This is a genomic window from Sphingomonas degradans, assembly GCF_053502645.1.
On sequence record NZ_CP177172.1, the window covers coordinates 1,499,809 to 1,523,676 of the forward strand.

Annotated in this window: 25 protein-coding genes; 23 read left to right on the forward strand and 2 right to left on the reverse strand. The window is 65.6% G+C overall.

From position 1 onward, the window contains the following. The first annotated feature begins 88 nt into the window (after positions 1-88). From ACG3SL_RS06675 to ACG3SL_RS06770, 20 genes are all read left to right on the forward strand, one after another. Positions 89-463, forward strand: coding sequence for an NADH-quinone oxidoreductase subunit A (locus ACG3SL_RS06675; protein ID WP_448664355.1), 375 nt, complete (start codon positions 89-91; stop codon positions 461-463). After that, a complete protein-coding gene (locus tag ACG3SL_RS06680) occupies positions 454-990 on the forward strand; it encodes a NuoB/complex I 20 kDa subunit family protein (protein WP_044331698.1) in 537 nt (178 codons plus the stop codon). The genes ACG3SL_RS06675 and ACG3SL_RS06680 overlap by 10 nt, the downstream gene beginning before the upstream one ends. After that, positions 987-1,796: an NADH-quinone oxidoreductase subunit C gene (locus ACG3SL_RS06685; protein WP_448664356.1), complete on the forward strand. Its 810-nt coding sequence runs from the start codon at positions 987-989 to the stop codon at positions 1,794-1,796. The genes ACG3SL_RS06680 and ACG3SL_RS06685 overlap by 4 nt, the downstream gene beginning before the upstream one ends. Further along, positions 1,793-3,028, forward strand: coding sequence for an NADH-quinone oxidoreductase subunit D (locus tag ACG3SL_RS06690; protein WP_448664357.1), 1,236 nt, complete (start codon positions 1,793-1,795; stop codon positions 3,026-3,028). The genes ACG3SL_RS06685 and ACG3SL_RS06690 overlap by 4 nt, the downstream gene beginning before the upstream one ends. Next, complete coding sequence (locus ACG3SL_RS06695) at positions 3,025-3,363, forward strand: nuclear transport factor 2 family protein (RefSeq protein ID WP_448664358.1); 339 nt, start codon at positions 3,025-3,027, stop codon at positions 3,361-3,363. Before ACG3SL_RS06690 ends, ACG3SL_RS06695 begins: the two co-directional genes overlap by 4 nt. Then, positions 3,363-4,034, forward strand: coding sequence for a complex I 24 kDa subunit family protein (locus ACG3SL_RS06700; protein ID WP_448664359.1), 672 nt, complete (start codon positions 3,363-3,365; stop codon positions 4,032-4,034). Before ACG3SL_RS06695 ends, ACG3SL_RS06700 begins: the two co-directional genes overlap by 1 nt. Then, positions 4,031-4,204: a hypothetical protein gene (locus ACG3SL_RS06705; protein ID WP_448664360.1), complete on the forward strand. Its 174-nt coding sequence runs from the start codon at positions 4,031-4,033 to the stop codon at positions 4,202-4,204. The genes ACG3SL_RS06700 and ACG3SL_RS06705 overlap by 4 nt, the downstream gene beginning before the upstream one ends. Next, the gene (gene nuoF, locus ACG3SL_RS06710; protein ID WP_448664361.1) at positions 4,204-5,508 is read left to right on the forward strand and encodes an NADH-quinone oxidoreductase subunit NuoF; all 1,305 of its coding nucleotides are present in this window, start codon (positions 4,204-4,206) and stop codon (positions 5,506-5,508) included. The genes ACG3SL_RS06705 and nuoF overlap by 1 nt, the downstream gene beginning before the upstream one ends. Beyond that, positions 5,508-7,520: an NADH-quinone oxidoreductase subunit NuoG gene (gene nuoG / locus ACG3SL_RS06715; RefSeq protein ID WP_448664362.1), complete on the forward strand. Its 2,013-nt coding sequence runs from the start codon at positions 5,508-5,510 to the stop codon at positions 7,518-7,520. The genes nuoF and nuoG overlap by 1 nt, the downstream gene beginning before the upstream one ends. Next, a complete protein-coding gene (gene nuoH / locus ACG3SL_RS06720; protein WP_448664363.1) occupies positions 7,517-8,566 on the forward strand; it encodes an NADH-quinone oxidoreductase subunit NuoH in 1,050 nt (349 codons plus the stop codon). The genes nuoG and nuoH overlap by 4 nt, the downstream gene beginning before the upstream one ends. Continuing rightward, the gene (gene nuoI, locus ACG3SL_RS06725) at positions 8,563-9,048 is read left to right on the forward strand and encodes an NADH-quinone oxidoreductase subunit NuoI (protein WP_448664364.1); all 486 of its coding nucleotides are present in this window, start codon (positions 8,563-8,565) and stop codon (positions 9,046-9,048) included. The genes nuoH and nuoI overlap by 4 nt, the downstream gene beginning before the upstream one ends. Positions 9,049-9,180: 132 nt before the next feature. After that, positions 9,181-9,792: an NADH-quinone oxidoreductase subunit J gene (locus ACG3SL_RS06730; RefSeq protein WP_448664365.1), complete on the forward strand. Its 612-nt coding sequence runs from the start codon at positions 9,181-9,183 to the stop codon at positions 9,790-9,792. Then, entirely contained in the window at positions 9,789-10,094 is a 306-nt protein-coding gene (gene nuoK, locus ACG3SL_RS06735) for an NADH-quinone oxidoreductase subunit NuoK (RefSeq protein ID WP_448664366.1), read from the forward strand. The genes ACG3SL_RS06730 and nuoK overlap by 4 nt, the downstream gene beginning before the upstream one ends. After that, positions 10,094-12,148: an NADH-quinone oxidoreductase subunit L gene (nuoL, locus tag ACG3SL_RS06740; protein WP_448664367.1), complete on the forward strand. Its 2,055-nt coding sequence runs from the start codon at positions 10,094-10,096 to the stop codon at positions 12,146-12,148. The genes nuoK and nuoL overlap by 1 nt, the downstream gene beginning before the upstream one ends. A gap of 7 nt (positions 12,149-12,155) precedes the next feature. Further along, positions 12,156-13,760, forward strand: a complete 1,605-nt coding sequence (locus ACG3SL_RS06745; RefSeq protein ID WP_448664368.1) for an NADH-quinone oxidoreductase subunit M — start codon at positions 12,156-12,158, stop codon at positions 13,758-13,760. Then, positions 13,760-15,205: an NADH-quinone oxidoreductase subunit NuoN gene (nuoN, locus tag ACG3SL_RS06750; RefSeq protein ID WP_448664369.1), complete on the forward strand. Its 1,446-nt coding sequence runs from the start codon at positions 13,760-13,762 to the stop codon at positions 15,203-15,205. Before ACG3SL_RS06745 ends, nuoN begins: the two co-directional genes overlap by 1 nt. Before the next feature lie 47 nt (positions 15,206-15,252). Further along, complete coding sequence (locus ACG3SL_RS06755) at positions 15,253-15,912, forward strand: biotin--[acetyl-CoA-carboxylase] ligase (RefSeq protein WP_448664370.1); 660 nt, start codon at positions 15,253-15,255, stop codon at positions 15,910-15,912. Positions 15,913-15,926: 14 nt separating this feature from the next. Next, the gene (locus ACG3SL_RS06760; protein WP_448664371.1) at positions 15,927-16,724 is read left to right on the forward strand and encodes a type III pantothenate kinase; all 798 of its coding nucleotides are present in this window, start codon (positions 15,927-15,929) and stop codon (positions 16,722-16,724) included. Positions 16,725-16,766: 42 nt separating this feature from the next. After that, positions 16,767-18,401 (forward strand): ribonuclease J, encoded by a 1,635-nt coding sequence (locus ACG3SL_RS06765; protein WP_448664372.1) that lies wholly within the window; start codon positions 16,767-16,769, stop codon positions 18,399-18,401. 1 nt (position 18,402) lies between these two features. After that, positions 18,403-18,669: a DUF1467 family protein gene (locus ACG3SL_RS06770; protein WP_448664373.1), complete on the forward strand. Its 267-nt coding sequence runs from the start codon at positions 18,403-18,405 to the stop codon at positions 18,667-18,669. Between the two features lie 6 nt (positions 18,670-18,675). Here ACG3SL_RS06770 and ACG3SL_RS06775 read toward each other — a convergent pair whose 3' ends face one another. Then, positions 18,676-20,877, reverse strand: a complete 2,202-nt coding sequence (locus ACG3SL_RS06775) for a hypothetical protein (RefSeq protein WP_448664374.1) — start codon at positions 20,875-20,877, stop codon at positions 18,676-18,678. A 239-nt stretch (positions 20,878-21,116) separates the two neighbouring features. On the opposite strand from ACG3SL_RS06775, the gene ACG3SL_RS06780 reads away from it, so the two are divergent. From ACG3SL_RS06780 to ACG3SL_RS06790, 3 genes are all read left to right on the forward strand, one after another. Then, entirely contained in the window at positions 21,117-21,275 is a 159-nt protein-coding gene (locus tag ACG3SL_RS06780; protein ID WP_448664375.1) for a hypothetical protein, read from the forward strand. A 78-nt stretch (positions 21,276-21,353) separates the two neighbouring features. Next, positions 21,354-21,647, forward strand: a complete 294-nt coding sequence (locus ACG3SL_RS06785) for an Hpt domain-containing protein (RefSeq protein WP_448664376.1) — start codon at positions 21,354-21,356, stop codon at positions 21,645-21,647. Between the two features lie 88 nt (positions 21,648-21,735). After that, positions 21,736-22,674: a hypothetical protein gene (locus tag ACG3SL_RS06790; protein WP_448664377.1), complete on the forward strand. Its 939-nt coding sequence runs from the start codon at positions 21,736-21,738 to the stop codon at positions 22,672-22,674. Positions 22,675-22,686: 12 nt separating this feature from the next. Here the strand turns inward: ACG3SL_RS06790 and ACG3SL_RS06795 are convergent, their stop codons facing one another. Continuing rightward, positions 22,687-23,865, reverse strand: a complete 1,179-nt coding sequence (locus tag ACG3SL_RS06795; protein WP_448664378.1) for a vWA domain-containing protein — start codon at positions 23,863-23,865, stop codon at positions 22,687-22,689. Between the last annotated feature and the right edge of the window lie 3 nt (positions 23,866-23,868).

A 23,868-nucleotide genomic window follows, 5' to 3' on the forward strand; every position in this document is an offset into this window, starting at 1 on the left:
CGAGTTATTCTCACAGGCTTGGACCCTTGCCGCACTCGGGTCACCGGCCTAGAAGCCGCCTCAGATTCCGCATCCGCGAGAAGGCACCTTGATCGATCTATCGCAATATCTGGCGATCCTGCTTTTCCTCGGCGTCGCGCTGGTGCTTTCGAGCGCCTTCGTGTTCCTGCCGATGGTGGTCGGGCGCCTGACGGGCACGCACCAGCCCACGCCCGAAAAGCTGACCGAATATGAGTGCGGTTTCCCCGCATTCGAGGATTCGCGCAGCCAGTTCGACGTGCGCTTCTACCTGGTCGCGATCCTCTTCATCATCTTCGACCTCGAAGCCGCCTTCCTGTATCCCTGGGCGGTGTCGGTGTTCGACCTGGGCTGGACCGCCTGGTTCTCGATGATGATCTTCATTGCCGAGCTTGCGCTCGGTCTGGTTTATGCATGGAAGAAAGGTGCGCTGGAGTGGGAGTAGAGCTTAGCCCTCCGCCGCCGGGAACGCTGCCGAACGTCGCGTTCCTCGACGACATCAACGCCGAGCTGGGCGACAAGGGTTTCCTTGTCACCTCGACCGAAGAGCTGTTCCAGTGGGCCCGTACCGGCTCGCTGTGGTGGATGACCTTTGGCCTGGCGTGCTGCGCGGTGGAGATGATCCACGTCAACATGCCGCGCTATGACATGGAGCGGTTCGGCGCCGCCCCGCGCGCGTCGCCGCGCCAGTCGGACGTGATGATCGTCGCGGGCACGCTGTGCAACAAGATGGCCCCGGCGCTGCGCCGCGTGTACGACCAGATGTCCGAGCCGAAATACGTCATTTCGATGGGCAGCTGCGCCAATGGCGGCGGCTATTATCACTATAGCTACAGCGTCGTGCGCGGTTGCGACCGGATCGTGCCCGTGGACATCTATGTCCCCGGCTGCCCGCCGACCGCCGAAGCGCTGCTGTATGGCGTGATGCAGCTCCAGCGGAAGATCCGCCGTATCGGGACGATGGAACGGTGAGGGCGCCTGCTCCCCGCTACGCCGCGAACGACGGCGTGATCGAGGCAGCGCAGGCTGCGCTCGGTGCGATGCTGATCGAGTCGAAGGATGCCGTGGGCGAAGTGTCGCTAACGGTGGCGCGCGAGTCGCTGGTCGAGGCGATGCTCGCGCTGCGCGACACGCCGGGTCTGGAATATCAGCAGCTCAGCGAAATCGCGGGCGCGGATTATCCGGCGCGGCCCGATCGGTTCGACGTGGTGTACCAGCTGCTGTCCTTTACCCGGAACCACCGCATTCGCGTGCGCGTGACGACAGATGAGGAAAAGCCGGTGCCGTCGGTGACGGGTATCTGGCCGGTCGCGGGCTGGCTTGAGCGCGAAGTGTACGACATGTACGGCGTGCTGTTCGACGGCAACACCGACCTGCGCCGCATCCTGACCGACTATGGTTTCCAGGGGCACCCGCTGCGCAAGGACTTCCCGCAGACCGGCTATGTCGAGCTGCGCTATTCGGAAGAAGCCAAGCGCGTGGTGTATGAGCCGGTGAGCCTCGCACAGGACTTCCGCAGCTTCGACTTCATGAGCCCGTGGGAAGGCGCGCATTACGTGCTGCCGGGCGACGAGAAGGCGGCGCCCCAGGCAGCCGGCGCACCGACGCCCGCTCCTGCGGCCCCTGCGCCTGCGCAGAAGGTCGAGCCGAAGGCAGAGACGCCCAAGACGAGCGAAAGCACCGCCACGACCGGCGCCGGCCAGCCCCATCCGGGCAACAAGGCCGACGAGAAGCCCGCCGACCCCGATGTGGGCCCGGGCAAGGGGCAGAACGCATGACCGAATATCTCGACGAGATCGAGGGCCGGACCGATGGCGACAAGCTGCAGCCCGGCGATACCGAGATCGCGAACTACACGATCAACTTCGGCCCGCAGCATCCGGCGGCGCACGGCGTGCTGCGCCTCGTCACCGAGCTGGATGGCGAAATCATCGAACGGATCGATCCGCATGTCGGCCTGCTCCACCGGGGCACCGAGAAGCTGATCGAGTATAAGACGTACACGCAGGCGCTGCCGTACTTCGATCGCTTCGACTATTGCTCGCCGCTGGGCATGGAGCACAGCTATGTGCTCGCGGTCGAAAAGCTGCTCGATCTGGAAGTGCCGCTGCGCGGCCAGTATCTGCGCGTGTTCTTCGCCGAGCTGACCCGCATCTGCAATCACATGCTGAACCTGGGTTCGCACGTGATGGACGTCGGCGCGATGACGCCGAACCTGTGGCTGTTCGAGATCCGCGAGGATTGCCTCAACTTCTTCGAGCGCGCTTCGGGCGCCCGCATGCACTCGAACTATTTCCGCGTCGGCGGTGTGCGGCAGGACGTGCCGCTCAAGCTGCTGACCGATATCGGCGACTGGCTCGACACGCGCCTGCCGCGCCTGTTCGAGGATGCGATCAGCCTGGTGGCCGAGAACCGCATCTTCAAGCAGCGCAACGTCGATATCGCGACGGTGAGCCGCGAGGACGCGATCGCATGGGGCTTTTCCGGCCCTATGATCCGCGCCGCCGGCATCCCCTGGGACATTCGTCGGTCGCAGCCCTATGACGTGTATGACCGCATGGAATTCGATATTCCGGTGGGCACGCGCGGCGATTGCTATGACCGATTCATGGTGCGCGTCGAAGAGGTCCGCCAGTCGGCGCGGATCATGAAGCAGTGCCTGAACGAAATGCCCGAAGGCCCGGTGCTGACGCTCGACCGCAAGGTCGCCCCGCCCAAGCGCGGCGAGATGAAGCAGTCGATGGAAGCGCTGATCCATCACTTCAAGCTCTTCACCGAAGGCTATCACGTGCCCGCGGGCGAAGTGTATGTGGCGACCGAGAGCCCCAAGGGCGAGTTCGGCGTGTACCTGGTGAGCGACGGCACCAACAAGCCGTATCGGTGCAAAGTGCGCCCGACGGCGTTCAGCCACCTGCAGGCGATGGACTTCATGTCGCGCGGCCACATGCTCGCCGACATCACCGCCATTCTGGGTGCGATGGACATCGTGTTCGGGGAGTGCGACCGGTGAGCGCCGACCGTATTGCCACCGCGCACGAGATGATCGCGCGCTACAACGCGCAGGATGCCGACGCCTATGTCGAACTGATGACCGACGGTGCGTGCGAGGCCACCTATCGCGGCGCCGTGCTGCGCGAGGGCCGCGAAGGCGTGCGGTCGGGCCTCAAGGCGATGTTCGCCGAGTTCCCGCACAACCGCGCCGACATCCTCGCGAGCTACGCGCTCGGCGACACGGTCGTCCTGCACGAAAAGGTCGCGCGTTCGCCCGAGGCCGAGCCGTTTGAAGTGATGTCCATTTATACGTTCTCCGACGACAAGGTCGATCGGGTGGAGTTTATCCGCTGATGGCTGACGCACCCCAACTCCCCGACGAAGCGGAAGTCCGCGCGCGCTGGGGCAATTTCGCCTGGACCGAGGCGAACGCCGAGAAGGCTCGCGAGATCATGGGCCGCTATCCGGCGGGTCGCCAGATGTCGTGCACGATCCCGTTCCTCGACCTGGCGCAGCGTCAGGTGGGCGCCGAGACGAACACGCAGGGCTGGCTCCCGGTTCCGGTGATCGAGTTCGTCGCGCGCGAACTGTCGATGCCCTATATCCGCGTGTTCGAAGTCGCGACCTTCTACACCATGTTCAATCTGGTGCCGGTCGGCCGCTACCATGTGCAGGTCTGCGGCACGACGCCGTGCATGCTGCGCGGTTCGGACGACGTGATGGCCGCGTGCAAGTCGCGCGGGCTCAAGAAGGGGCACACGACCGAGGACGGGCTGTTCACGCTCACCGAAGTCGAGTGCATGGGCAATTGCGCGTCGGCGCCGATGGTGCAGATCAACGACGACAATTTCGAAGACCTCACCTATGATCGCACCGTCGCGATCCTCGACGCGCTGGCCAAGGGCGAGAGCCCCAAGCCGGGCACGCAGGAGCCGGGACGCCACACGGTCGAGCCGCTGGGCGAGCCGACGAACCTCGCGGCGATGGTGACCGAGAACCACGATTATCGCGGGGAATGGGCATGAGCGGCAACAACAAGAACCTGATCGTCACCATCCTGGCGATCATCGGCGCGATCGTAGTCGCCGGTTGGGTGCTCAAGGCGACGTTCTCGCTGCTCGGGCCGCTGATCGTCGTCGGCATCGCGGTGGTGGTGTACATGATGTTCGCGAAGAACAAGGGAAGCGGCGTCTGATGCTGCAGGACAAGGACCGCATCTTCACCAACCTCTACGGCTATCAGCCGTGGAACCTGCGCGAGGCGCAGGCGCGCGGTGCGTGGGACAATACCAAGGCGCTGCTGGCGCTGGGGCAGGACACGATCATCGATCGTATCAAGGCATCCGGCCTGCGCGGTCGCGGCGGGGCGGGGTTCCCGACCGGCATGAAGTGGAGCTTCATGCCCAAGGAGCCGCGCGCGGATCGCCCGAACTTCCTGGTCATCAACGCCGACGAGTCCGAACCCGGCTCGTGCAAGGACCGCGAGATCATCCGTCACGATCCGCACCTGCTGATCGAAGGCGCGCTGGTCGCGGGCTTCGCGATGCGCGCGCGGGCGGCGTATATCTACATTCGCGGCGAATATATCCGCGAGGCCGAGACGCTGTTCGCCGCCGTGGCCGAGGCCTATGCCGCCGGTCTGGTGGGCAAGAACGCCTGTGGCTCGGGCTATGATTTCGACGTGTTCGTCCATCGCGGTGCCGGCGCGTACATCTGCGGCGAAGAGACCGCGATGCTCGAAAGCCTGGAAGGCAAGAAGGGCCAGCCGCGCCTGAAGCCGCCGTTCCCGGCGGGTGCCGGCCTCTATGGCTGCCCGACCACGGTCAACAACGTCGAATCGATCGCGGTTGCGCCGACGATCCTGCGGCGCGGTCCCGAATGGTTCTCGTCCTTCGGGCGCGAGAACAACAAGGGGACCAAGCTGTTCCAGATCAGCGGCCATGTCGAAAGGCCGTGCGTGGTCGAGGAATCGATGTCGATCCCGTTCCGCGAGCTGATCGAAAAACATTGCGGCGGCATTCGCGGCGGTTGGGACAACCTGCTTGCCGTGATCCCCGGCGGTTCGTCGGTGCCGCTGGTGCCGGCGGCGCAGATCATGGACGCGCCGATGGACTTTGACGGCCTGCGCGCGCTGGGCTCGGGCCTCGGCACGGCGGCGGTCATCGTCATGGACAAGTCGACCGACATCGTCCGCGCGATCAGCCGGCTCTCCTATTTCTACAAGCATGAGAGCTGCGGCCAGTGCACCCCGTGCCGCGAGGGCACCGGCTGGATGTGGCGCGTGATGGAACGGCTGCGCACCGGCGACGCCGACATCAGCGAGATCGACACGCTGCACCAGGTGACGAAGCAGGTCGAAGGCCACACCATATGCGCGCTGGGCGACGCGGCTGCGTGGCCGATCCAGGGCCTGATCCGCCATTTCCGCCCCGAGATCGAGCGCCGGATCACCGAGCGCCAGTCCGGCGGCACCGAACCAATGCAAGAGGCGGCAGAGTAATGCCCAAGCTCACAGTCGATGGAATCGAAGTGGAGGTGCCGGCAGGCGCCACCGTGCTCCAGGCCTGCGAGGCCGCGGGCAAGGAGATTCCGCGTTTCTGCTATCACGAACGGCTGAGCATCGCCGGCAATTGCCGTATGTGCCTGGTCGAAGTGAAGCCGGGGCCGCCCAAGCCGCAGGCTTCGTGCGCGCTGCCCGCCGCCGACAACCAGGAAATCCGCACCGACAGCGCGATGGTGAAGGCCGCGCGCGAAGGCGTGATGGAATTCCTGCTCATCAACCACCCGCTCGATTGCCCGATCTGCGATCAGGGCGGCGAGTGCGACTTGCAGGACCAGTCGGTTGCCTATGGCAAGGGCCATAGCCGCTACACCGAGAACAAGCGCGCGGTGACCGAGAAGTATATGGGCCCGATCGTCAAGACGATCATGACCCGCTGCATCCAGTGCACCCGCTGCGTCCGTTTCGGCGAGGAAGTGGCCGGCGTGGAGGATATCGGCGCGATTTATCGCGGCGAGAACATGCAGATCACGACCTATCTGGAAAAGGCGTTCCACAGCGAACTGTCGGGCAATGTCGTCGATCTGTGCCCGGTGGGCGCGCTGACGCACAAGCCGGTGGCGTTCGAATATCGTCCGTGGGAGCTGAAGCGGAACCTGTCGATCGACGTGATGGATGCCGTGGGGACCAACATCCGTCTCGACAGCCGTGGCCGTCAGGTGATGCGCGTCCTGCCGCGCATCAACGAGGACGTGAACGAGGAATGGGCGCACGATAAGACGCGCTACCATGTCGACGCGCTGGTGCGCCGTCGTCTGGACCGCCCGTTCGTGCGCAAGGACGGCAAGCTGGTCGAGGCGAGCTGGGACGAAGCGTTCGCGGCGATCGCGGCGGTCAATGCCGGGTCGAGCGTCGCGGCGATCGCGGGCGACCTGCTCGATTGCGAGACGATGTACGCGGCCAAGGCGCTGCTCAAGAACCTGGGTTCGGACCTGCTCGAAGGCCGCCAGACCGGCATGGCCTATGACGTGACCAATCTGGGCGCCGTCGCATTCAACAGCACGATCGCCGAGGTCGAGAATGCCGACGCGATCCTGCTGGTGGGCACCAACCTGCGCTGGGAAGCGCCGCTCATCAACACGCGCATCCGCAAGGCGATCAAGAAGGGTGCCAAGGTCTTCGCGATCGGGCCCGAGGTTGATCTGACCTACAAGGTTCAGTGGCTGGGCGACGATCTGGGCCTGCTCGGCAAGATGCCAGCCGAGGTTTCCGAAGTGATCGAGGCGGCGAAGAAGCCGCTGCTGATCCTGGGCCCCGGCGCGCTGAAGGGCGCGCATGGCGCGGCACTCGCGGTGGCGGGCAGCTTCCAGCGCGCCGCGACCGAGGACGCGCCGGCATGGAACGGCTTCAACGTCGTCCACACTGCGGCTGCGCGGATGGGCGGGCTGATGCTCGGCTATGCGCAGAAGGGCGGCATCGCCGACATCGCGGCGGCCGCGCCGAAGCTGGCCTTCTTCCTGGGCGCCGACGAAGTCGATTTCGCGGCGTTCGCCGGCAGCTTCAAGGTATTCATCGGCCATCATGGCGACAAGGGCGCGCATCACGCTGATGTGATCCTGCCGGGCGCGACCTATGCGGAAAAGCCGGGCACCTATGTGAACCTGGAAGGCCGCGTGCAGCGCGCCGAGCGTGCGGTGTTCGCACCGGGCGATGCGCGTGAGGACTGGACGATCCTGCGCGCGCTCTCGGAAAAGCTGGGCGTGACGCTGCCCTTCGACACGTTCGAGGAACTGCGCGCCGCGATGGAGAGCGACGTCCCCGCGCTGGGCGAGGAAGGGCTGGTCCGCTATGACTGGGCGCCGCCGAGCCTCGCGTCCGAAGCATCGGGCCCGGTGACCTATCCGATCGCCGATTTCTATCTCACCAACGCCATTTGCCGGGCGTCGCCGACGATGCAGCGCTGCTCGGCCGAACTGGTCCATGGCGAAGACTTCGCAGAGGCGGCGGAATGACCTCCTGGTTCACTTATCTCGGGCTGCCCTATGGCTGGGCCTGGTTCGTCGCGACGCTGATCGACATCCTCGTCATCGCGCTGCCGCTGATGCTGGCCGTGGCGATGATCATCTATGCCGATCGCAAGATCTGGGCGGCGATGGCGCTGCGGCGTGGCCCGAACGTGGTCGGCCCGCTGGGCCTGCTCCAGTCGTTCGCCGACGGTCTGAAGGTGTTCCTCCAGGAAACCATCATCCCGTCGAGCGCGAACAAGACGCTGTTCCTGATGGCGCCGATCATCACCTTCACGGTCGCGCTGATCGTGTGGGCGGTGGTGCCGTTCCAGGCCGGGGTCGCGCTGGCGAACATCAATGTCGGGCTGCTCTATGTGCTCGCGGCATCGTCGCTGGGCGTGTACGGAATCATCCTGGCGGGCTGGTCGTCCAACTCGAAATACCCGTTCTATTCGGCGATCCGCGCAGCCGCGCAGATGGTCAGTTATGAAGTGTCGATCGGGTTCGTGCTGATCTCGGTCGTGCTGTGGGCCGGCACCTTCAACCTGGGCGGCATCGTCGAGGCGCAGAAGGGGCTGTACGGCTTCGTCAACGGCTTCGGGTTCAACCCGCTGCTCTTCCCGATGGCGGTGGTGTTCCTGATCTCGTCGCTCGCGGAGACCCAGCGCGCGCCGTTCGACCTGACCGAGGCGGAGAGCGAGCTGGTCGCCGGCTACCAGACCGAATATTCGTCGATGGCGTTCGCGCTCTACTGGCTGGGCGAATATGCCAACGTCCTGCTGATGTGCACGCTCAACGCGACGCTGTTCTGGGGTGGCTATCTGCCGCCGTTCGACTGGGCGCCGCTGTACATGGTGCCCGGCATCCTGTGGCTTTTCGCGAAGATCCTGTTCTTCTTCTTCGTGTTTTCGTGGATCAAGGCTACGGTTCCGCGCTATCGCTATGACCAGCTGATGCGGCTGGGCTGGAAGATCTTCCTGCCGCTGTCGCTGATCTTCGTGTTCCTTGTTTCCGGGTTCCTTATGCTGACCCGCGTCGGAGTGCCCGCATGAGCGTCGCTCAGATCATCCGTTCCTACACGCTGTGGGAGTTCATCAAGGCGCACTGGCTGACGCTGCGATACTTCTTCAAGCCTAAGGCGACGATCAACTATCCGTTCGAGAAGAACCCGCTGTCGCCGCGGTTCCGGGGCGAGCATGCGCTGCGCCGCTATGCCAATGGCGAGGAACGCTGCATCGCGTGCAAGCTGTGCGAGGCGGTGTGCCCGGCGCTGGCGATCACGATCGAGGCCGAACCGCGCGACGACGGCAGCCGCCGCACGACGCGCTACGACATCGACATGACCAAGTGCATCTATTGCGGCCTCTGTCAGGAGGCCTGCCCGGTGGATGCGATCGTCGAGGGGCCGAATTTCGAATTTGCCACCGAAACGCGCGAGGAGCTGATTTACCAGAAGGAAAAACTGCTCGCGAACGGCGATCGTTGGGAGCGCGCGATTGCCGCGAACCTTGCCGCCGATGCACCGTACCGTTAAGCGCACGCGAAAAGTGGGACGCATGATGATGCAAAGCTATTCCGTCATCCCGGCTGAGGCCGGGATCTCGTGCCGCGAGCGTGCGGCCCCATCGCCTGAGGCCCCGGCTTGCGCCGGGGTGACGGGAAAGTAATGATCCAGCTTCTCGCCTTTTACCTCTTCGCGACCATCGTCCTCGCCAGTGGCGCGCTGACGATCCTGTCGCGCAATCCGGTGCATTCGGTGCTCTGGCTGATCCTGGCGTTCTTCAACGCCGCGGGACTCATGGTGCTTGCGGGCGCCGAGTTCATCGCGATGCTGTTGGTGATCGTCTATGTCGGCGCAGTCGCGGTGCTCTTCCTCTTCGTGGTGATGATGCTCGACATCGACTTCGCCGAATTGCGGGCGGGCGTGATGCGCTATGCCGCGATCGGGCTGGCGCTGGCGGTGGCACTGGTCGCCGAGATCGTGATCGCGGTCGGCGCCTATAGCGCGGGCGGCATCCAGCTCGGTCGCCGCATCGCCCCGGTCGATGCCGACGTGCCGAACATCGTCGCGATCGGGCAGTTGCTCTACACGCGCTATCTGTTCGTGTTCGAAGGCGCGGGCCTGGTCCTGCTGGTCGCGATGATCGGCGCGATCGTGCTGACGCACCGCGAGCGCAGCGGCCTGCGTCCGCAGAATATCAGCCGCCAGATCAACCGCCGTTCGAAGGATGCGACGCGCAACATGAATCCGCCAGTCGGGCAGGGGGTCGAGCTGTGATCGGCATTACCCATTATCTGGTCGTCTCGGCGATCCTGTTCACGCTGGGGGTGCTGGGCATCTTCATGAACCGCAAGAACCTGATCGTCATCCTGATGGCGATCGAGTTGATCCTGCTCGCGGTGAACCTCAACCTCGTTGCCTTCTCGGCAGCGCTGGGGGATCTGGTGGGCCAGGTGTTCGCGATGTTCGTGCTGACCGTCGCCGCCGGTGAGGCCGCGATCGGCCTTGCCATCCTCGTCATCTATTTCCGCGGTCGCGGCACGATCTCGGTCGACGACGTCAATCGGATGAAGGGCTGATGTCGTCCATTCTTCTCATCGTATTCCTGCCGCTCCTTGCGGCAGTGATCGCGGGCTTTGCGAACAAGACGTTCGGAAGCACGCTGCCCAAGCTGGTCACGACCGGCGCGCTGTTCGTGTCGTGCGCACTCTCCTGGCCCATCTTCCTCAGCTATCTGAGCGGCGGTGCCGAAGCGATGGTGGTGCCGGTGCTGCACTGGTTCACCAGCGGCGACATGGACGTGGCCTGGGCGCTGCGGGTGGACTCGCTGACGGCAGTGATGCTCGTCGTGGTCACCAGCGTTTCGGCGCTCGTCCACCTCTATAGCTGGGGCTATATGAGCGAGGAGCCGGACCAGCCGCGCTTCTTCGCCTATCTCTCGCTGTTCACTTTCGCGATGCTGATGCTCGTGACTGCGAACAACCTGGTCCAGATGTTCTTCGGCTGGGAAGGCGTGGGCCTCGCGTCGTACCTGCTGATCGGCTTCTGGTTCCGCAAGCCGAGCGCGAATGCGGCGGCGATCAAGGCATTCGTCGTGAACCGCGTCGGCGATCTGGGCTTCATGCTCGGCATCTTCGGCACGTTCCTGGTATTCGGCACCGTGTCGATCCCCGAGATCCTGGCCGCCGCGCCGAACATGGCGGGTTCGACCATTGGTTTTGTCGGATACCGTTTCGACACGATGACGGTGCTGTGCCTGCTGCTGTTCGTCGGCGCGATGGGCAAGTCGGCGCAGCTCGGCCTGCACACCTGGTTGCCCGACGCGATGGAGGGCCCGACCCCGGTGTCGGCGCTGATCCACGCGGCGACGATGGTGACCGCAGGCGTGTTCATGGTGTGCCGCCTGTCGCCGATGTTCGAAATGAGCCCGGTCGCGATGGGCGTCATCACCTTTATCGGTGCCGCCACCTGCCTGTTCGCGGCGACGGTCGGCCTGGTGCAGACCGACATCAAGCGCGTGATCGCCTATTCGACCTGTTCGCAGCTGGGCTATATGTTCTTCGCGGCGGGCGTTGGCGCCTATGGCGCGGCGATGTTCCACCTGTTCACGCACGCCTTCTTCAAGGCGCTGCTGTTCCTGGGCGCGGGCTCGGTGATCCATGCGATGCACCACGAGCAGGACATGCGCTATTATGGCGGCCTGCGTAAGCATATCCCGGTGACCTTCTGGGCGATGATGGCGGGTACGCTGGCCATCACGGGCGTCGGCATTCCCGGCATCTTCGGGAACACCGCTTTCGGTTTCGCGGGCTTCCACTCGAAGGACGCGATCATCGAAGCGGCCTGGGCCGCCGGCGTGCCGGGTGCCTTCTGGGTCGGTGTGTTCGTGGCACTGCTGACGAGCTTCTATTCGTGGCGCGTCGTTTTCCTGACCTTCTACGGCAAGCCGCGCTGGGCCGCGTCGGAGCATATCCAGCACGCGGTGCACGATGCGCACGGGCATGGCCATGATGACCATCATGCGCATGACGATCATGCGGCGCACGATCACGGTCATGGCGACGGCACGGCGGGGTATCACCCGCATGAGAGCCCGATAGTGATGCTGATCCCGCTGCTGGTCCTATCGGTCGGCGCAGTCCTCGCAGGCTTCGTGTTCCATGGCGCGTTCATCGAGCCGACGGCGGGCGAGAGCTATTGGCACGGGGCGCTCGCGTTCAACGAGCATCTGATGCACGCGATGCACGAAGTGCCGGTATGGGTGAAGCTGTCGGCGACGGTGGCGATGCTCAGCGGGCTGGCGATCGGGTGGTTCGCGTATATCGCGTCGCCGACCTTCCCCGCGCAGGTCGCGTCGCAGTTCCGCGTCGTCTACACCTTCCTGCTCAACAAATGGTATTTCGACGAGCTCTACAACTTCCTGTTCGTGCGGCCGGCATTCGCCATTGGCCGGCTGTTCTGGAAGGCGGGCGACGAGAAGGGCATCGATCGCTTCGGCCCCAACGGCTCGGCCTGGGTCGTCCGGATGGGCAGCGTCGCTGCCGGCAAGCTTCAATCGGGGTATCTCTACACCTATGCGTTCATCATGCTGATCGGGCTCACCGCCGCGCTCACCTGGGTCATTGCGAGGTAATGGCACAATGACCGGTTTCCCGATCCTCTCCGCAATGCTGGCAGTGCCGGCGATCGCGGCGGTTCTCTGCCTGTTCGCGAACGCGCAGGGTGCCCGCTGGATCGCCCTGGCGGCGACCCTGGTGGATTTCGCGCTGGGCATCCTGCTCTGGGCGAACTTCCAGGTCGGCCCCGACGCCGCGCAGTGGCAGTTCGTCGAATACGCGCCGCTCTTCGGCAAGCCCGAAGGCATCAGCTTCGCCTGGTCGCTGGGCATCGACGGCTTCGCGCTGCTGCTGATCCTGCTTTCCGTGTTCCTGATGCCGATCTGCATCGGCGCCAGCTGGAATGCGATCCAGAAGCGCGTGCCCGAATATATGGCCGCGTTCCTCGCCACCGAAGTGCTGATGATCGGCACCTTCGCCGCGCAGGACATGTTCCTTTTCTACATGTTCTTCGAGGCGGGCCTGATCCCGATGTTCCTCATCATCGGCATCTGGGGCGGCGTGAACCGCATCTACGCGTCGTACAAATTCTTCCTCTACACGCTGCTGGGCAGCCTCGTGATGCTGATCGCGATGCTGTACATGGCAGTGACCGCAGGCACGTCGAGCATCCCCGCGCTGATGGCCTATGACTTCGCGCCGCAGGTGCAGACCTGGCTGTGGCTGGCGTTCTTCTGTTCGTTCGCGGTCAAGATGCCGATGTGGCCCGTCCACACCTGGCTTCCCGACGCGCACGTTCAGGCGCCGACTGCCGGTTCGGTGATCCTGGCCGGCGTGCTGCTGAAGCTTGGTGGCTATGGCTTCCTCCGCTTCTCGCTGCCGATGTTCCCGGAGGCATCTGCCCAGTTCATCTGGCTGATCTTCGCGCTGTCGTGCGTCGCCGTGATCTACACCAGCCTCGTCGCGCTGGTGCAGAGCGACATGAAGAAGCTGATCGCCTATTCGTCGGTCGCGCACATGGCGATCGTAACCATGGGGCTGTTCGCGCTGAACCAGCAGGGTATCGAAGGCGCGATGATGGTGATGCTGGGCCACGGCCTGGTATCGGGCGCGCTGTTCCTGTGCGTTGGCGTGATCTACGATCGCCTGCACACCCGCGAGATCGACCGCTATGGCGGGCTGGCGATCAACATGCCGCGCTATGCGCTGCTGTTCCTGTTCTTCACCATGGCGTCGATCGGGCTTCCGGGCACGAGCAACTTCATCGGCGAGTTCCTGGGGCTGGCGGGCGTGTACCGCGTGTCGACGATCACGGCGCTGCTGGGGACCACCGGCATCATCCTGGGTGCGGGCTATATGCTGTACCTGTATCGCCGGGTGGCGTTCGGCGACCTAACCAAGGACGACGTTCGGGCGATGCCCGACCTGTCTTTCCGCGAGCTGTGGCTGCTGGCGCCGATCGCTGCGGTCGTGCTGTGGATGGGTGTGTATCCGGAGAGCTTCATGGCGCCGATGCGCGCGGACGTGACGCGTCTGGTCGCGCGGCTCGAGCGCGCGGCACCCGCCGGGGATTCGCGCCCGACTGCCGGGCATCCGGCGGCGCCGGTGCATGGCGAGGGCCATGATGCGCCCGCGCATACCGCTGAGCGCGCTTCAGCTACCGCTTCCGCGCACGAGGGGGCGCACTGATGGATTATTCGACTCAATTGATGATGGCGCTGCCCGAGCTGGTTCTGGCCGGCGGCGCGATCGTTCTGATGCTGGTTTCCGCATGGGGCGGGCAGGCATCGACCAAGCTGGTGAGCTGGGCTTCGGTGGCCGTCCTGATCGGCGCGGGCATTTCGCTCGCCGGCCCGGCATCGGCGGGCGGGGTCGCCTTTGGCGGCCTGTACCGCGCCGACATGTTTGCCGCCTTTGCCAAGGCGCTGATCTTCGGTGCCGCCGCCGTGTCGATCCTCATTGCCCCGCGCTTCTTCCAGCAGACCTCGGGCGACGACCTGCGTCCCGAATATCCGGTGCTGATCCTGCTTTCGGCAGCGGGCATGGGGATGATGGTGTCGGCGGGCGACCTGATGTCGCTGTATGTCGGCCTCGAACTGCAGAGCCTTGCCGCCTATGTCCTCGCCAGCTTCATGCGGCGTGATACGCGCTCGGCCGAAGCGGGCCTGAAGTACTTCGTCCTTGGCGCGCTCGCATCGGGCATCCTGCTGTACGGCATCAGCCTGGTCTATGGCTTCAGCGGCACCACCCTGTTCGGCGGGATTGCCGAGGCCTATGCAGGGCCGCGTTCGATCGGGCTGCTGTTCGGCCTGGTGTTCGTGTTCGCAGGGCTGGCGTTCAAGATCAGTGCCGTGCCGTTCCACATGTGGACCCCGGACGTGTACGAAGGCGCGCCGACCCCGGTGACGGCGTTCTTCGCCTCTGCGCCAAAGGTGGCGGGGCTTGCGCTTGCGGTGCGCGTTGCGGTCGAGGCGATGGGCCCGGCGATCCAGGACTGGCGCCAGATCATCATCTTCGCGGCACTCGCGTCGATCCTGCTCGGTGCCGTCGCGGCGATCGGCCAGACCAATATCAAGCGCCTGCTTGCCTATTCGTCGATCAACAATGTCGGCTTCGCGCTGGTCGGCTTGGCGGCCGGCACGCAACAGGGCGTGGCGGGCGTGCTCGTCTATCTCGCGATCTATATCGTCATGACGCTGGGTTCGTTCCTCGTCGTGCTCCAGATGCGCGGTGCGGATGGGCAGCCGGTCGAGACGATCGCGAGCCTGGCGGGCATGTCGCGGACGCGCCCTATGCTGGCGTTCGCGATGGCGATGTTCATGTTCAGCCTCGCGGGCATTCCGCCGCTGTTCGGCTTCTATGCCAAGTTCGCGGTGTTCGAGGCAGCAGTGGAGGCGGGGCTGTTCCCGCTGGCGGTCATCGGTATCGCCGCGTCCACGATCGGCGCCTATTACTACCTGCGCGTCGTCAAGACGATGTACTTCGATGAGCCGGCTGCGGCGTTCGAGGGGCGCGCCGATATGGTCGAGGGCGGTCTGATCGCGGCGGCTGCCGTGTTCGTGTCGCCGCTGGGTTATCTGCTGATCCCGTTCATCGGTGGCTGGGCGTTGCTCGCGGCAAAGGCGCTGTTCTGACGCCGACGATCCGGACCGTCGCCGAGACGGGATCGACCAACGCGGACATGGCCGAACTCGCGCGGCGCGGGGCAGGCGAGGGGCTCTGGCTCCGCGCCGACCGCCAGACGAGCGGGCGCGGGCGGCAGGGGCGGCACTGGGTGTCGCCTGCCGGCAACCTGTTCGCGAGCACGCTGGTGCGGCTGAGGGCGATCGACCCGTCGCCGGCAACGCTGGCGCTGGTGTCCGCCGTCGCGCTGGAGGAGGCCGTTTCGGTGTTCCTCCCCGGCGGGCGGGTGACGCTCAAATGGCCCAATGACCTGCTGGTTGACGGCGCGAAGCTCTCGGGCATCCTGCTGGAACGCAGCGGCGATGCGGTGGTGATCGGCTTCGGCGTGAACCTCGCCCATTATCCCGACGATCTGGGCCGCGCTGCGACCAGCATTGCGGCCCATGCCGTAGCGCCGGACCCGCACGTCTTTGTCGAAACGCTGGCGGACAGTTTCGCGCGGTGGATCGGGCGCTGGCGGGGCGAGGGGCTGGGGCCGGTGCGCGAGCGCTGGCTGGCGCGGGCGCATCCGCGCGGCACCGCGCTCACCGCCCGGCTTTCCGATGGCGAGGCCGTGGACGGGTTGTTCGACGGGTTGGACAGCCAGGGCGCGCTCATCCTGCGCTTGGCCGATGGCGCCGCGCGTGTCATTCACGCTGCCGACGTGTTCCTGCTGTAAGAAAGGCCCAGCCCATGCTGCTCGCGATCGATGCCGGTAACACCAACCTCGTCTTCGCGCTGGTCGAGACCGGCGGCGCGCCCGGCGGAAAGATCCGTGCCCGCTGGCGCATCGCGACCGATCCGCGCCGGACCGCCGACGAATATGCGGTATGGCTGAGCCAGTTGCTGACGCTGGAGGGCTATGCCCGCTCCGACGTGAGCGCGGTCATCATCGGCACGGTGGTGCCCCGCGCGCTCCACAATCTTCAGGTGCTGAGCAGCAAATATTTCGGGACCGAGGCCGTGGTGGCGGGGCAGGGCGCCGCCGAATGGGGCTTCGCGCTCGACGTGGACGAGCCCGGCAATCTCGGTGCCGACCGCGCGCTGAACGTCATCGCTGGCCATGCCCGCCATCCGGGCGACCTCATCATCATCGATTTCGGCACCGCCGCCACCTTCGACGTGGTCGATTACCGGGGGGCCTACAAGGGCGGCATCATCGCGCCCGGCATCAACCTGTCGCTCGACGCGCTGGTGACGGCGGCGGCCAAGCTGCCGCGCATCGCGATCACCGCGCCGGAGACGAGCAGCGTGATCGGGCGCAATACAGTCGACCAGATGCACATCGGCATCTATTGGGGCTATATCGCGATGATCGAGGGCCTGGTCGCCCGGCTGAAGGCCGAAGTGGGCCGTCCGCTGAAGGTGATCGCCACCGGCGGGCTTGCGGTGTTGTTCGAGGAGCGCACCGATACGTTCGATGTGATAGAGCCGGACCTGACCATTCAGGGGCTGGCGATGCTGTGGGAACGCAGCCGCATGGCGGGGTGAGGCATTGGGCTTCGCTCCCGCCCAGACAGAGATAGGAATATAGTGACTCCGGCAAAAGAACTCCTCTTCCTCGCGCTTGGCGGCTCGGGCGAGATCGGCATGAACGTCAATCTCTATGGCACCCAGGGCAAATGGCTGATGGTCGATTGCGGGATCACCTTTGGCGACGCCAACTATCCCGGCATCGACGTGATCCTGCCCGACCTCCAGTTCATCGAGGAGCGGCTCGACGATCTGCTCGGCATCGTGCTGACCCATGGGCATGAGGATCATATCGGCGCGCTGCCGTATCTCGCCGCTGATCTGGGCGTGCCGCTGTACGCCACGCCGTTCACGGCGGGGCTGATCCGCGGCAAGCTGGAGGAAGAGGGCAATGACGACCGGATTGAGCTGAACGTCGTCGACGAGGAAGGGCCGTTCTCGATCGGGCCGTTCACCATCACCTATGCCCCGCTCGCGCATTCGATCCCCGAGGGGAACGCGCTGGTGATCGATACACCCTATGGCCGCGTGTTCCACACCGGCGACTGGAAGCTGGACGAAGCGCCCGCGCTGGGCGGCGCATCGACCGCGGCCGAACTGACTGCGATCGGCGACAAGGGCGTGCTGGCGCTGGTGTGCGATTCGACCAACGTGTTCAATCCCGAGGCTTCGGGGTCGGAGGCGGACGTTCGCGTCGGTCTGGACCAGGTGATCGGTGCGGCCACGGGCCGCGTGCTGGTGACCACCTTTGCCTCGAACGCGGCGCGGCTCCAGACGCTGGGCGAAGTGGCGCGCGATACCGGGCGCGAGCTGTGCGTCGCGGGGCGCTCGCTCGATCGGATCCTGCGCGTCGCAAAGGCGACCGGCTATCTGCGCGATTTCCCCGAGACCGTGGATTTCGAGACGGCGATGACGCTGCCGCCGTCGCGCGTGCTGATCGTGGCGACAGGCGGGCAGGGTGAGCCCCGTGCGGCGTTGAACCGCATCGCCGAGGGGAGCCATGTGCTCAAGCTGCACGAGGGCGACACGGTGGTCTTCTCGTCGCGCCAGATCCCCGGCAACGAAATCGCGATCGGCAAGATCATGAACACGCTCGCGTCGAAGGGCGTGACGCTGATCACCGATCGGCAGGCATTCGTGCACGTCTCCGGCCACCCGGGACGGCCCGAACTGGCCGAGATGTACAAGTGGATCCGGCCCGAGATCATCCTGCCCGTGCACGGCGAGGTCCGCCACATGCACGAACAGGCGCGGTTCGCGCTGGAACAGGGCGTGCCGCAGGCGATCAACCAGGTGAACGGCGAAATCTATCGCCTGGCGCCGGGCAAGCCGAAGAAGCTGGGCGAGGCGCACGCCGGCCGTCTGGTGCTGGACGGCGATGTGATCCTACCCGCTGACGGCTCGACCATCAGCGAGCGGCGGCGACTGGCGCTCTATGGCCAGATTTCGGCGGCGGTCGCAGTGCGGAATGGCAAGCTGATGGGCCGCCCGCAGGTGCGCGTCCAGGGCGTGCCGGTGGAAGAGGATCGCGAGCTATTCCTCGAGGAAGCGTCGCGCGCCGCCGCCGAGGCAGTGGCGAAGGACGGCAAGAATATCGAGAAGCTGCGCGAGACGGTGCGCCTTGCGGTGCGCCGCGTGGCGACGCGCTTCACCGGCAAGAAGCCCGTGGTGGATGTCCTGATCCTGGAGGTGTAGAATGCGCTGGCAGTCGATCCTGGCGATCTATGTGCTGTTCTGGGCCTTTTCGGTGTTCCTGGTGCTACCCTTCGGGGTGCGCACCGCACAGGAAGCGGGGGCCGAGCTGGTCCCCGGCCAGGCCGAGAGCGCGCCGCACGGTTTCCAGCCGGGCAAGGTCGCGCTGCGCACCACCATCGTCGCGACGGTGCTGTTCGGGCTGTTCTACCTCAACTACGTCAATGGCTGGGTGACGGCGGACATGCTCGACTGGGTCCACCGCGACTGAGCGGCGTCAGGCGCGCAGGCGTTCGATCGCCTGCGCCAGCGCCACATAGAGCTTGCCCATGTCGGATGACAGTAGCGTCACGCTCAGCGAAGATCCATCGCGCAGTGCCAGGATCTGGCGCAGCATCGCCTCGAAATCGTGGATGTAACGATTGACGTTGTCGCGGAAATCGCCGTCCGCGTCATAGATGCGCGCGATCTCGCGGGTCTCGCTCGGGTCCAGCAGCCTGACCGCGCGGCGGGTGAATACGCCGCGATCGCCCTTCAGATAGGCCGACCAGGCGCTGTCGCTGACGTCGCTGGCAAACGCCTTGGTGATATCGATCGATGCGGAGTTCAGCGCTTCGATCAGCAGCGAGACGCGCCGGGCAAAGCTGTCGCTGTCGGCGGCTTCGCGCTGCGCCCGGTCGGCGGTCAGCCGTGCCTCGACCTGGGCGGTGGTGTCGGTGAGCGCGGTCATCTGGCGGGTCAGGCGCTCCGAAGCGCGCGCGGCGGCATCGACGGCGGCTTCGGTCGTGTCGGCAAGCTCGCCCAATTGGCGCCGGATCGACGAATCGATGGCGCGCTTCAGCGCAGTGCCGCTCGCTTCCTCAAGCGCGCGGGCGGCGCCCGGAACGATCGACGCCAGCGATTCCCGGGCATGATCGGCGGCGGCGGCGGCGGTTTCGCGGACCCGCAGCAGCGCCTCGACGAGCTGGGGCGCGGCGGTTTCGGCAAACCCGCGCGTGGTCGCAATCGTCTCGTCCACGATCTGCCCGAGCGTTTCCGCCTGTTCGCCGCCGGTCGCCAGCGTAGCGAGCAGCGACGCCTGCGTCTTGGCCAGTGTGTCGCGCTGCTGGGCGACGACATCGGCAATCGCTTCGATGGCGTCGTGGGTGCTTTCGGCGGCGGTCACCAGCGCCAGCAGCTCGGGCTTGGCCCCGGCCACCACCTTGCGGCTCGCGGTGATGCGGTCGTCCAGCCGGGCCAGTGCCTCGGGCAGCGTCTCGTCGATCTCGCGCGCGGATGCGTCGAGCGCGGTCAGCAGATCCTCGGCGGTCGCAATCACCTGGCGCGCCAGCGCGTCGCCGCTCTGCATGGCCTGAGACATCGCATCGACCGAGCCGTGCAGCGCGCTGATCGAGGCGGCGAGGCCCTGTGTGCGGTCGGTGCCGTTGGCGTGGAGTGCGTGGAGTTCGCGATCGAGGCGTTCGATGCCGCCGGACAGGTCGGTGAACAGGTCGGTGCCGCGCCGCTGTTCCTCGGCCAGCCTTTCGCCGACACGGGCAATCGCGGCCTCGATAGTCTGCATCCGTTCGGACAGTGCCTCGGCGCTGTCGCGTCCGGCGCGATCGAGCGCGGCCTGATTGGCGCTCAGCATCGCCAGTATGGCCTCGCCCTGTGCGGCGATGCCCTTGCGCGCCTCGTCCACGGCATTGGCTGCGCGATCGAGCACATCGTCGACTTCTTCGGACATCTGCTCGGTCACGCGCTCCAGCCGCACGCTGGCGGTGGCGCTGGTCGCCTCCATCCGGACGATGTGGGCGGCGAGTCGTTCGGCGGCGCCGCCCGCGATGGCATCGGCTTCGCGGCCCCGCTCGGACAGCGCGATCAATTGCGCGTCGAGCGCCGCGACGCGTTGGCTGGCGAGCAGACCGGCTGCATCAACGCGTTCGGACATGTCGCGCATCTGGTCGTGCGCCTGGGGCAGCGATGCGAGGACGACAGCCACGCGCTGCTCGGCCTCAGACGCGGCCTCGCGGAGCGCGCGCGTGCTCGCGTCGACCAGCCGCGATTGCTGGCCGACGCCGGCGGCGATCGATTCGATCCGTTCCGCCGCGCGGTCGCCCATCGCGATCAGGATGTTGGTCTGTTCCGCGAGCGCCACGCGATTGGCGTCGATCGTGCGCGACAGCGCGCCGACCATCCGCTCCAGGCTGGCGGCTTCGGCCCGCATCGCCTCCGCAGACCTGCCGAATCGCCGCGCCTCGGCCCGGCTGGTCCGCATGGCCAGCAACCACAGCAGCGCGATCAGCGCGGGTGGTACGCACAGCGCCGCGATCAGCTGGACCAGCGCCACGGGGGGCAGGCCCGCGCGCAGCGTCGGCGCGACGAACCACAAGGCGCCACCGAACCACGCCAGCGTCGCCAGCACGGCGGCGACCGGAAGCAGCCAGCCAAGGCCGGTACGGTGTGGGGCGTCGTCGTCCGGTTCCGGGGTGGTCGCCATTTCGGGCGCCAAGGGCAGGGACGCGGCCTCGCGCTCGAGACGTTCCGACACTTCCAACAGCGCGTGCTCGCCGTCTTCGCTTGGCCTGTGGCGCATCGTCTCTGTCGCTGTTCCCCGTATCATGCTGCACATTTACCACAATTCGACGCCGGACCAACAGCCGGCGTCTAATTCGCTAGGCGAACCAACTTCTTCTGATTAAACCGAGTATAGCGATTGCAGAGGGATGGAGTTTTACGTTGATTGCGTGGATGGAGCGGGAGACATTGGCGTACCTGCTGATCGGGGTAATCCTGATCGGCGGACTAATCGCTGCGTCGCTGTACTGGCGCCGCGCGCGGTGGCAGCGTCTGCGTCGGCGCGGGGATCGCCGGGCCAAGCTTCGCGACTATCGTTAATTCGACCTAGGCCTGCGGTTTGGCGTTTTGTCGGGGCCGCTAAACCTTTGGTTAACGATACGGGTGTAGGCGTGGATGATGGCCTATGATCCTGGTGCAATCGATGCGACTCTGGCAGCGGCGGTGGGCGATGAGCCCGCGTTGATCGCGGAGCTTCGCGAAGCCTTTCTGGAAAGCGTCAAGCGTTGCCTGGAGGCAATGAAGTCCGCCGACACGCCCGATGCGTGGACCGCGAGCGCGCTGCGGCTCAAGGGGCTCGCCGCGAGCTTTGGCGCGATTCGCCTGATGTCGGCCGCGTCAGAGGCGGCGAATGGCCAGGCGCACGACACGGCAGTGTTGCGTCGCCTGCACCGGGCGTCAGAACGGTTGTAAACACTTCACTTCCTTGATCGCCGCGCTGCGCTTGCTGGCTATGCTGGCGTGTGTTACTAGTGCAGCGCACCTGAGGTGGAGAACGGACGTGCGGTTTGCGACAACTATCTGTGGCGCCCTTGCGCTGTCCGTTGTGGTCTTGCCTATTGCTTCTGCCAATGCGCAGGAGGTGCCGCCGGCACAGGATGTCGCCGCATCACCGCGAGAGCCGCAGGATGACATCCTGGTTACTGGGCAGCGCGGCGTGGAGCGCAAAGTCGCGCAGCGCTATGTCCGGCAGATTTCGTCCAGCTTCGACGGCCAGCTGTCGCGTTTCACGGCGCCGGTTTGTCCCGCGGTGATGGGCTTGCCCGACTCCTATGGTGAAAAGGTCGTGGTGCGCATCCGCGACGTGGCGCGGCAGGCGAAGATCAGCGTTGCGGAGCCAGGGTGCTCGCCCAATCTGATCCTAATCCTCGCGGCGGACGCAGATGCGATGGTCAAGGCGATGCGTATCAAATATCCTCGTATGTTCGCCAAGCTGGCCGATGCGGAACTGCAACGCGCATTGCGCGACGGGCCGGTGCATGTCTGGAACACGGTCGAAGTCCAGAATGAGGATGGCCGGACGCAAGGCAAGCCTGAGTCGGGCGACGGTATTGCGGGTGGTGCGCCTATTTTGTCCGTCACGCGCGCGACGTTCCTCGAACTGCCGACCCAGCAGGTGACCCTTGGCTCGGTTGTCGTGATCGATGACGATGCCGCGATGGGCAAGACGCTGTGGCAGCTTGCCGACTATGCTGCGATGCGCGCGTTGGCCGGTGCTCGCCCGCCGTCGCAAGGCGTTGCAGCGGACACGATTCTGACGTTGTTCGATTCTGCCGGGGCCGCACCGCGTGCCATGACGGCATTGGACCAGTCTTACCTTGCGGGTCTTTACGATACGCGAGGTTTCGCGCGTAGCACGACCGCCATGGGCCTGATTTCGGCGAAAATCGTGAACGACGCCAAGGCGAAAGCGGAAGGCGCACCGACCGGCAAGAATTGAGGCCCGCCGCGCTTAGCGCTTCCGGCTAAGCTCCCGCATCGCCGCGTCCAGCCCGGCCAGCGTCAGCGGGTACATGCGGTCGCGCATCAGCCCGCGAATCAGGTTCACCGACTGGGTATAGCTCCAATGCGCTTCGGGCAGCACGTTGAGCCACGCCGCAGCGGGATAGGTATCCAGCAGGCGCTGCATCCACACCGCGCCGGATTCCTCGTTGAAATGCTCGACCGATCCGCCGGGGTGGCTGATCTCATACGCGCTCATCGACGCATCGCCGACGAAGATCAGCTTATAGTCCGGGCCATATTTGTGGAGGATGTCGTGCGTCGGCGTGCGTTCGGCGAAGCGGCGCCGATTGTCCTTCCACACCCCTTCATACACGCAATTGTGAAAGTAGAAGAATTCGAGATTCTTGAACTCGGCGGTCGCGGCGGAGAACAGCTCCTCGCACAGCTTGACGAACGGGTCCATCGATCCGCCGACGTCGAGGAACAGCAGCAGCTTGACCGCATTGTGCCGCTCGGGCCGCATGCGGACGTCGAGCCAGCCCTGGCGTGCGGTGCCGGCGATCGTGGCGTCGATGTCGAGTTCGTCGGCCGCGCCTTCGCGGGCGAAGCGGCGCAGGCGGCGCAGCGCCACCTTGATGTTGCGCGTGCCAAGCTCGCGGGTGCTGTCGAGATTCTTGAACTCGCGGCCTTCCCACACCTTGATTGCGCGGCCATGCTTACCTTCGCCGCCGATACGGACGCCCTCCGGGTTATAGCCCGAATTGCCGAAGGGTGAGGTGCCGCCGGTGCCGATCCACTTGCTGCCGCCTTCATGCCGAGCGTGCTGCTCGGCCAGGCGCTGCTTGAGCGTCTCCATGATCGCGTCCCACGATCCCAGCGACTCGATCCGGGCCATTTCCTCGGGCGTCAGGAATTTCTCCGCGACGGCCTTCAGCCATTCCTCGGGCAGGTCGGTCGGCGCCACGCCGGCGCCGGTCGCCACGCCCTTGAACACTTTGGCAAAGACCTGGTCGAACCGGTCGAGCATCCCCTCGTCCTTCACGAAGGTCGCGCGGGCGAGATAGTAGAATGCCTCGGGCGTGCGTTCGATGACGTCGCGGTCCAGCGCCTCGAGCAGGACCAGATGCTCCTTCAGGCTGGCGGGGATGCCGGCGGCGCGCAGCGCGTCGATGAAGGACAGGAACATGGC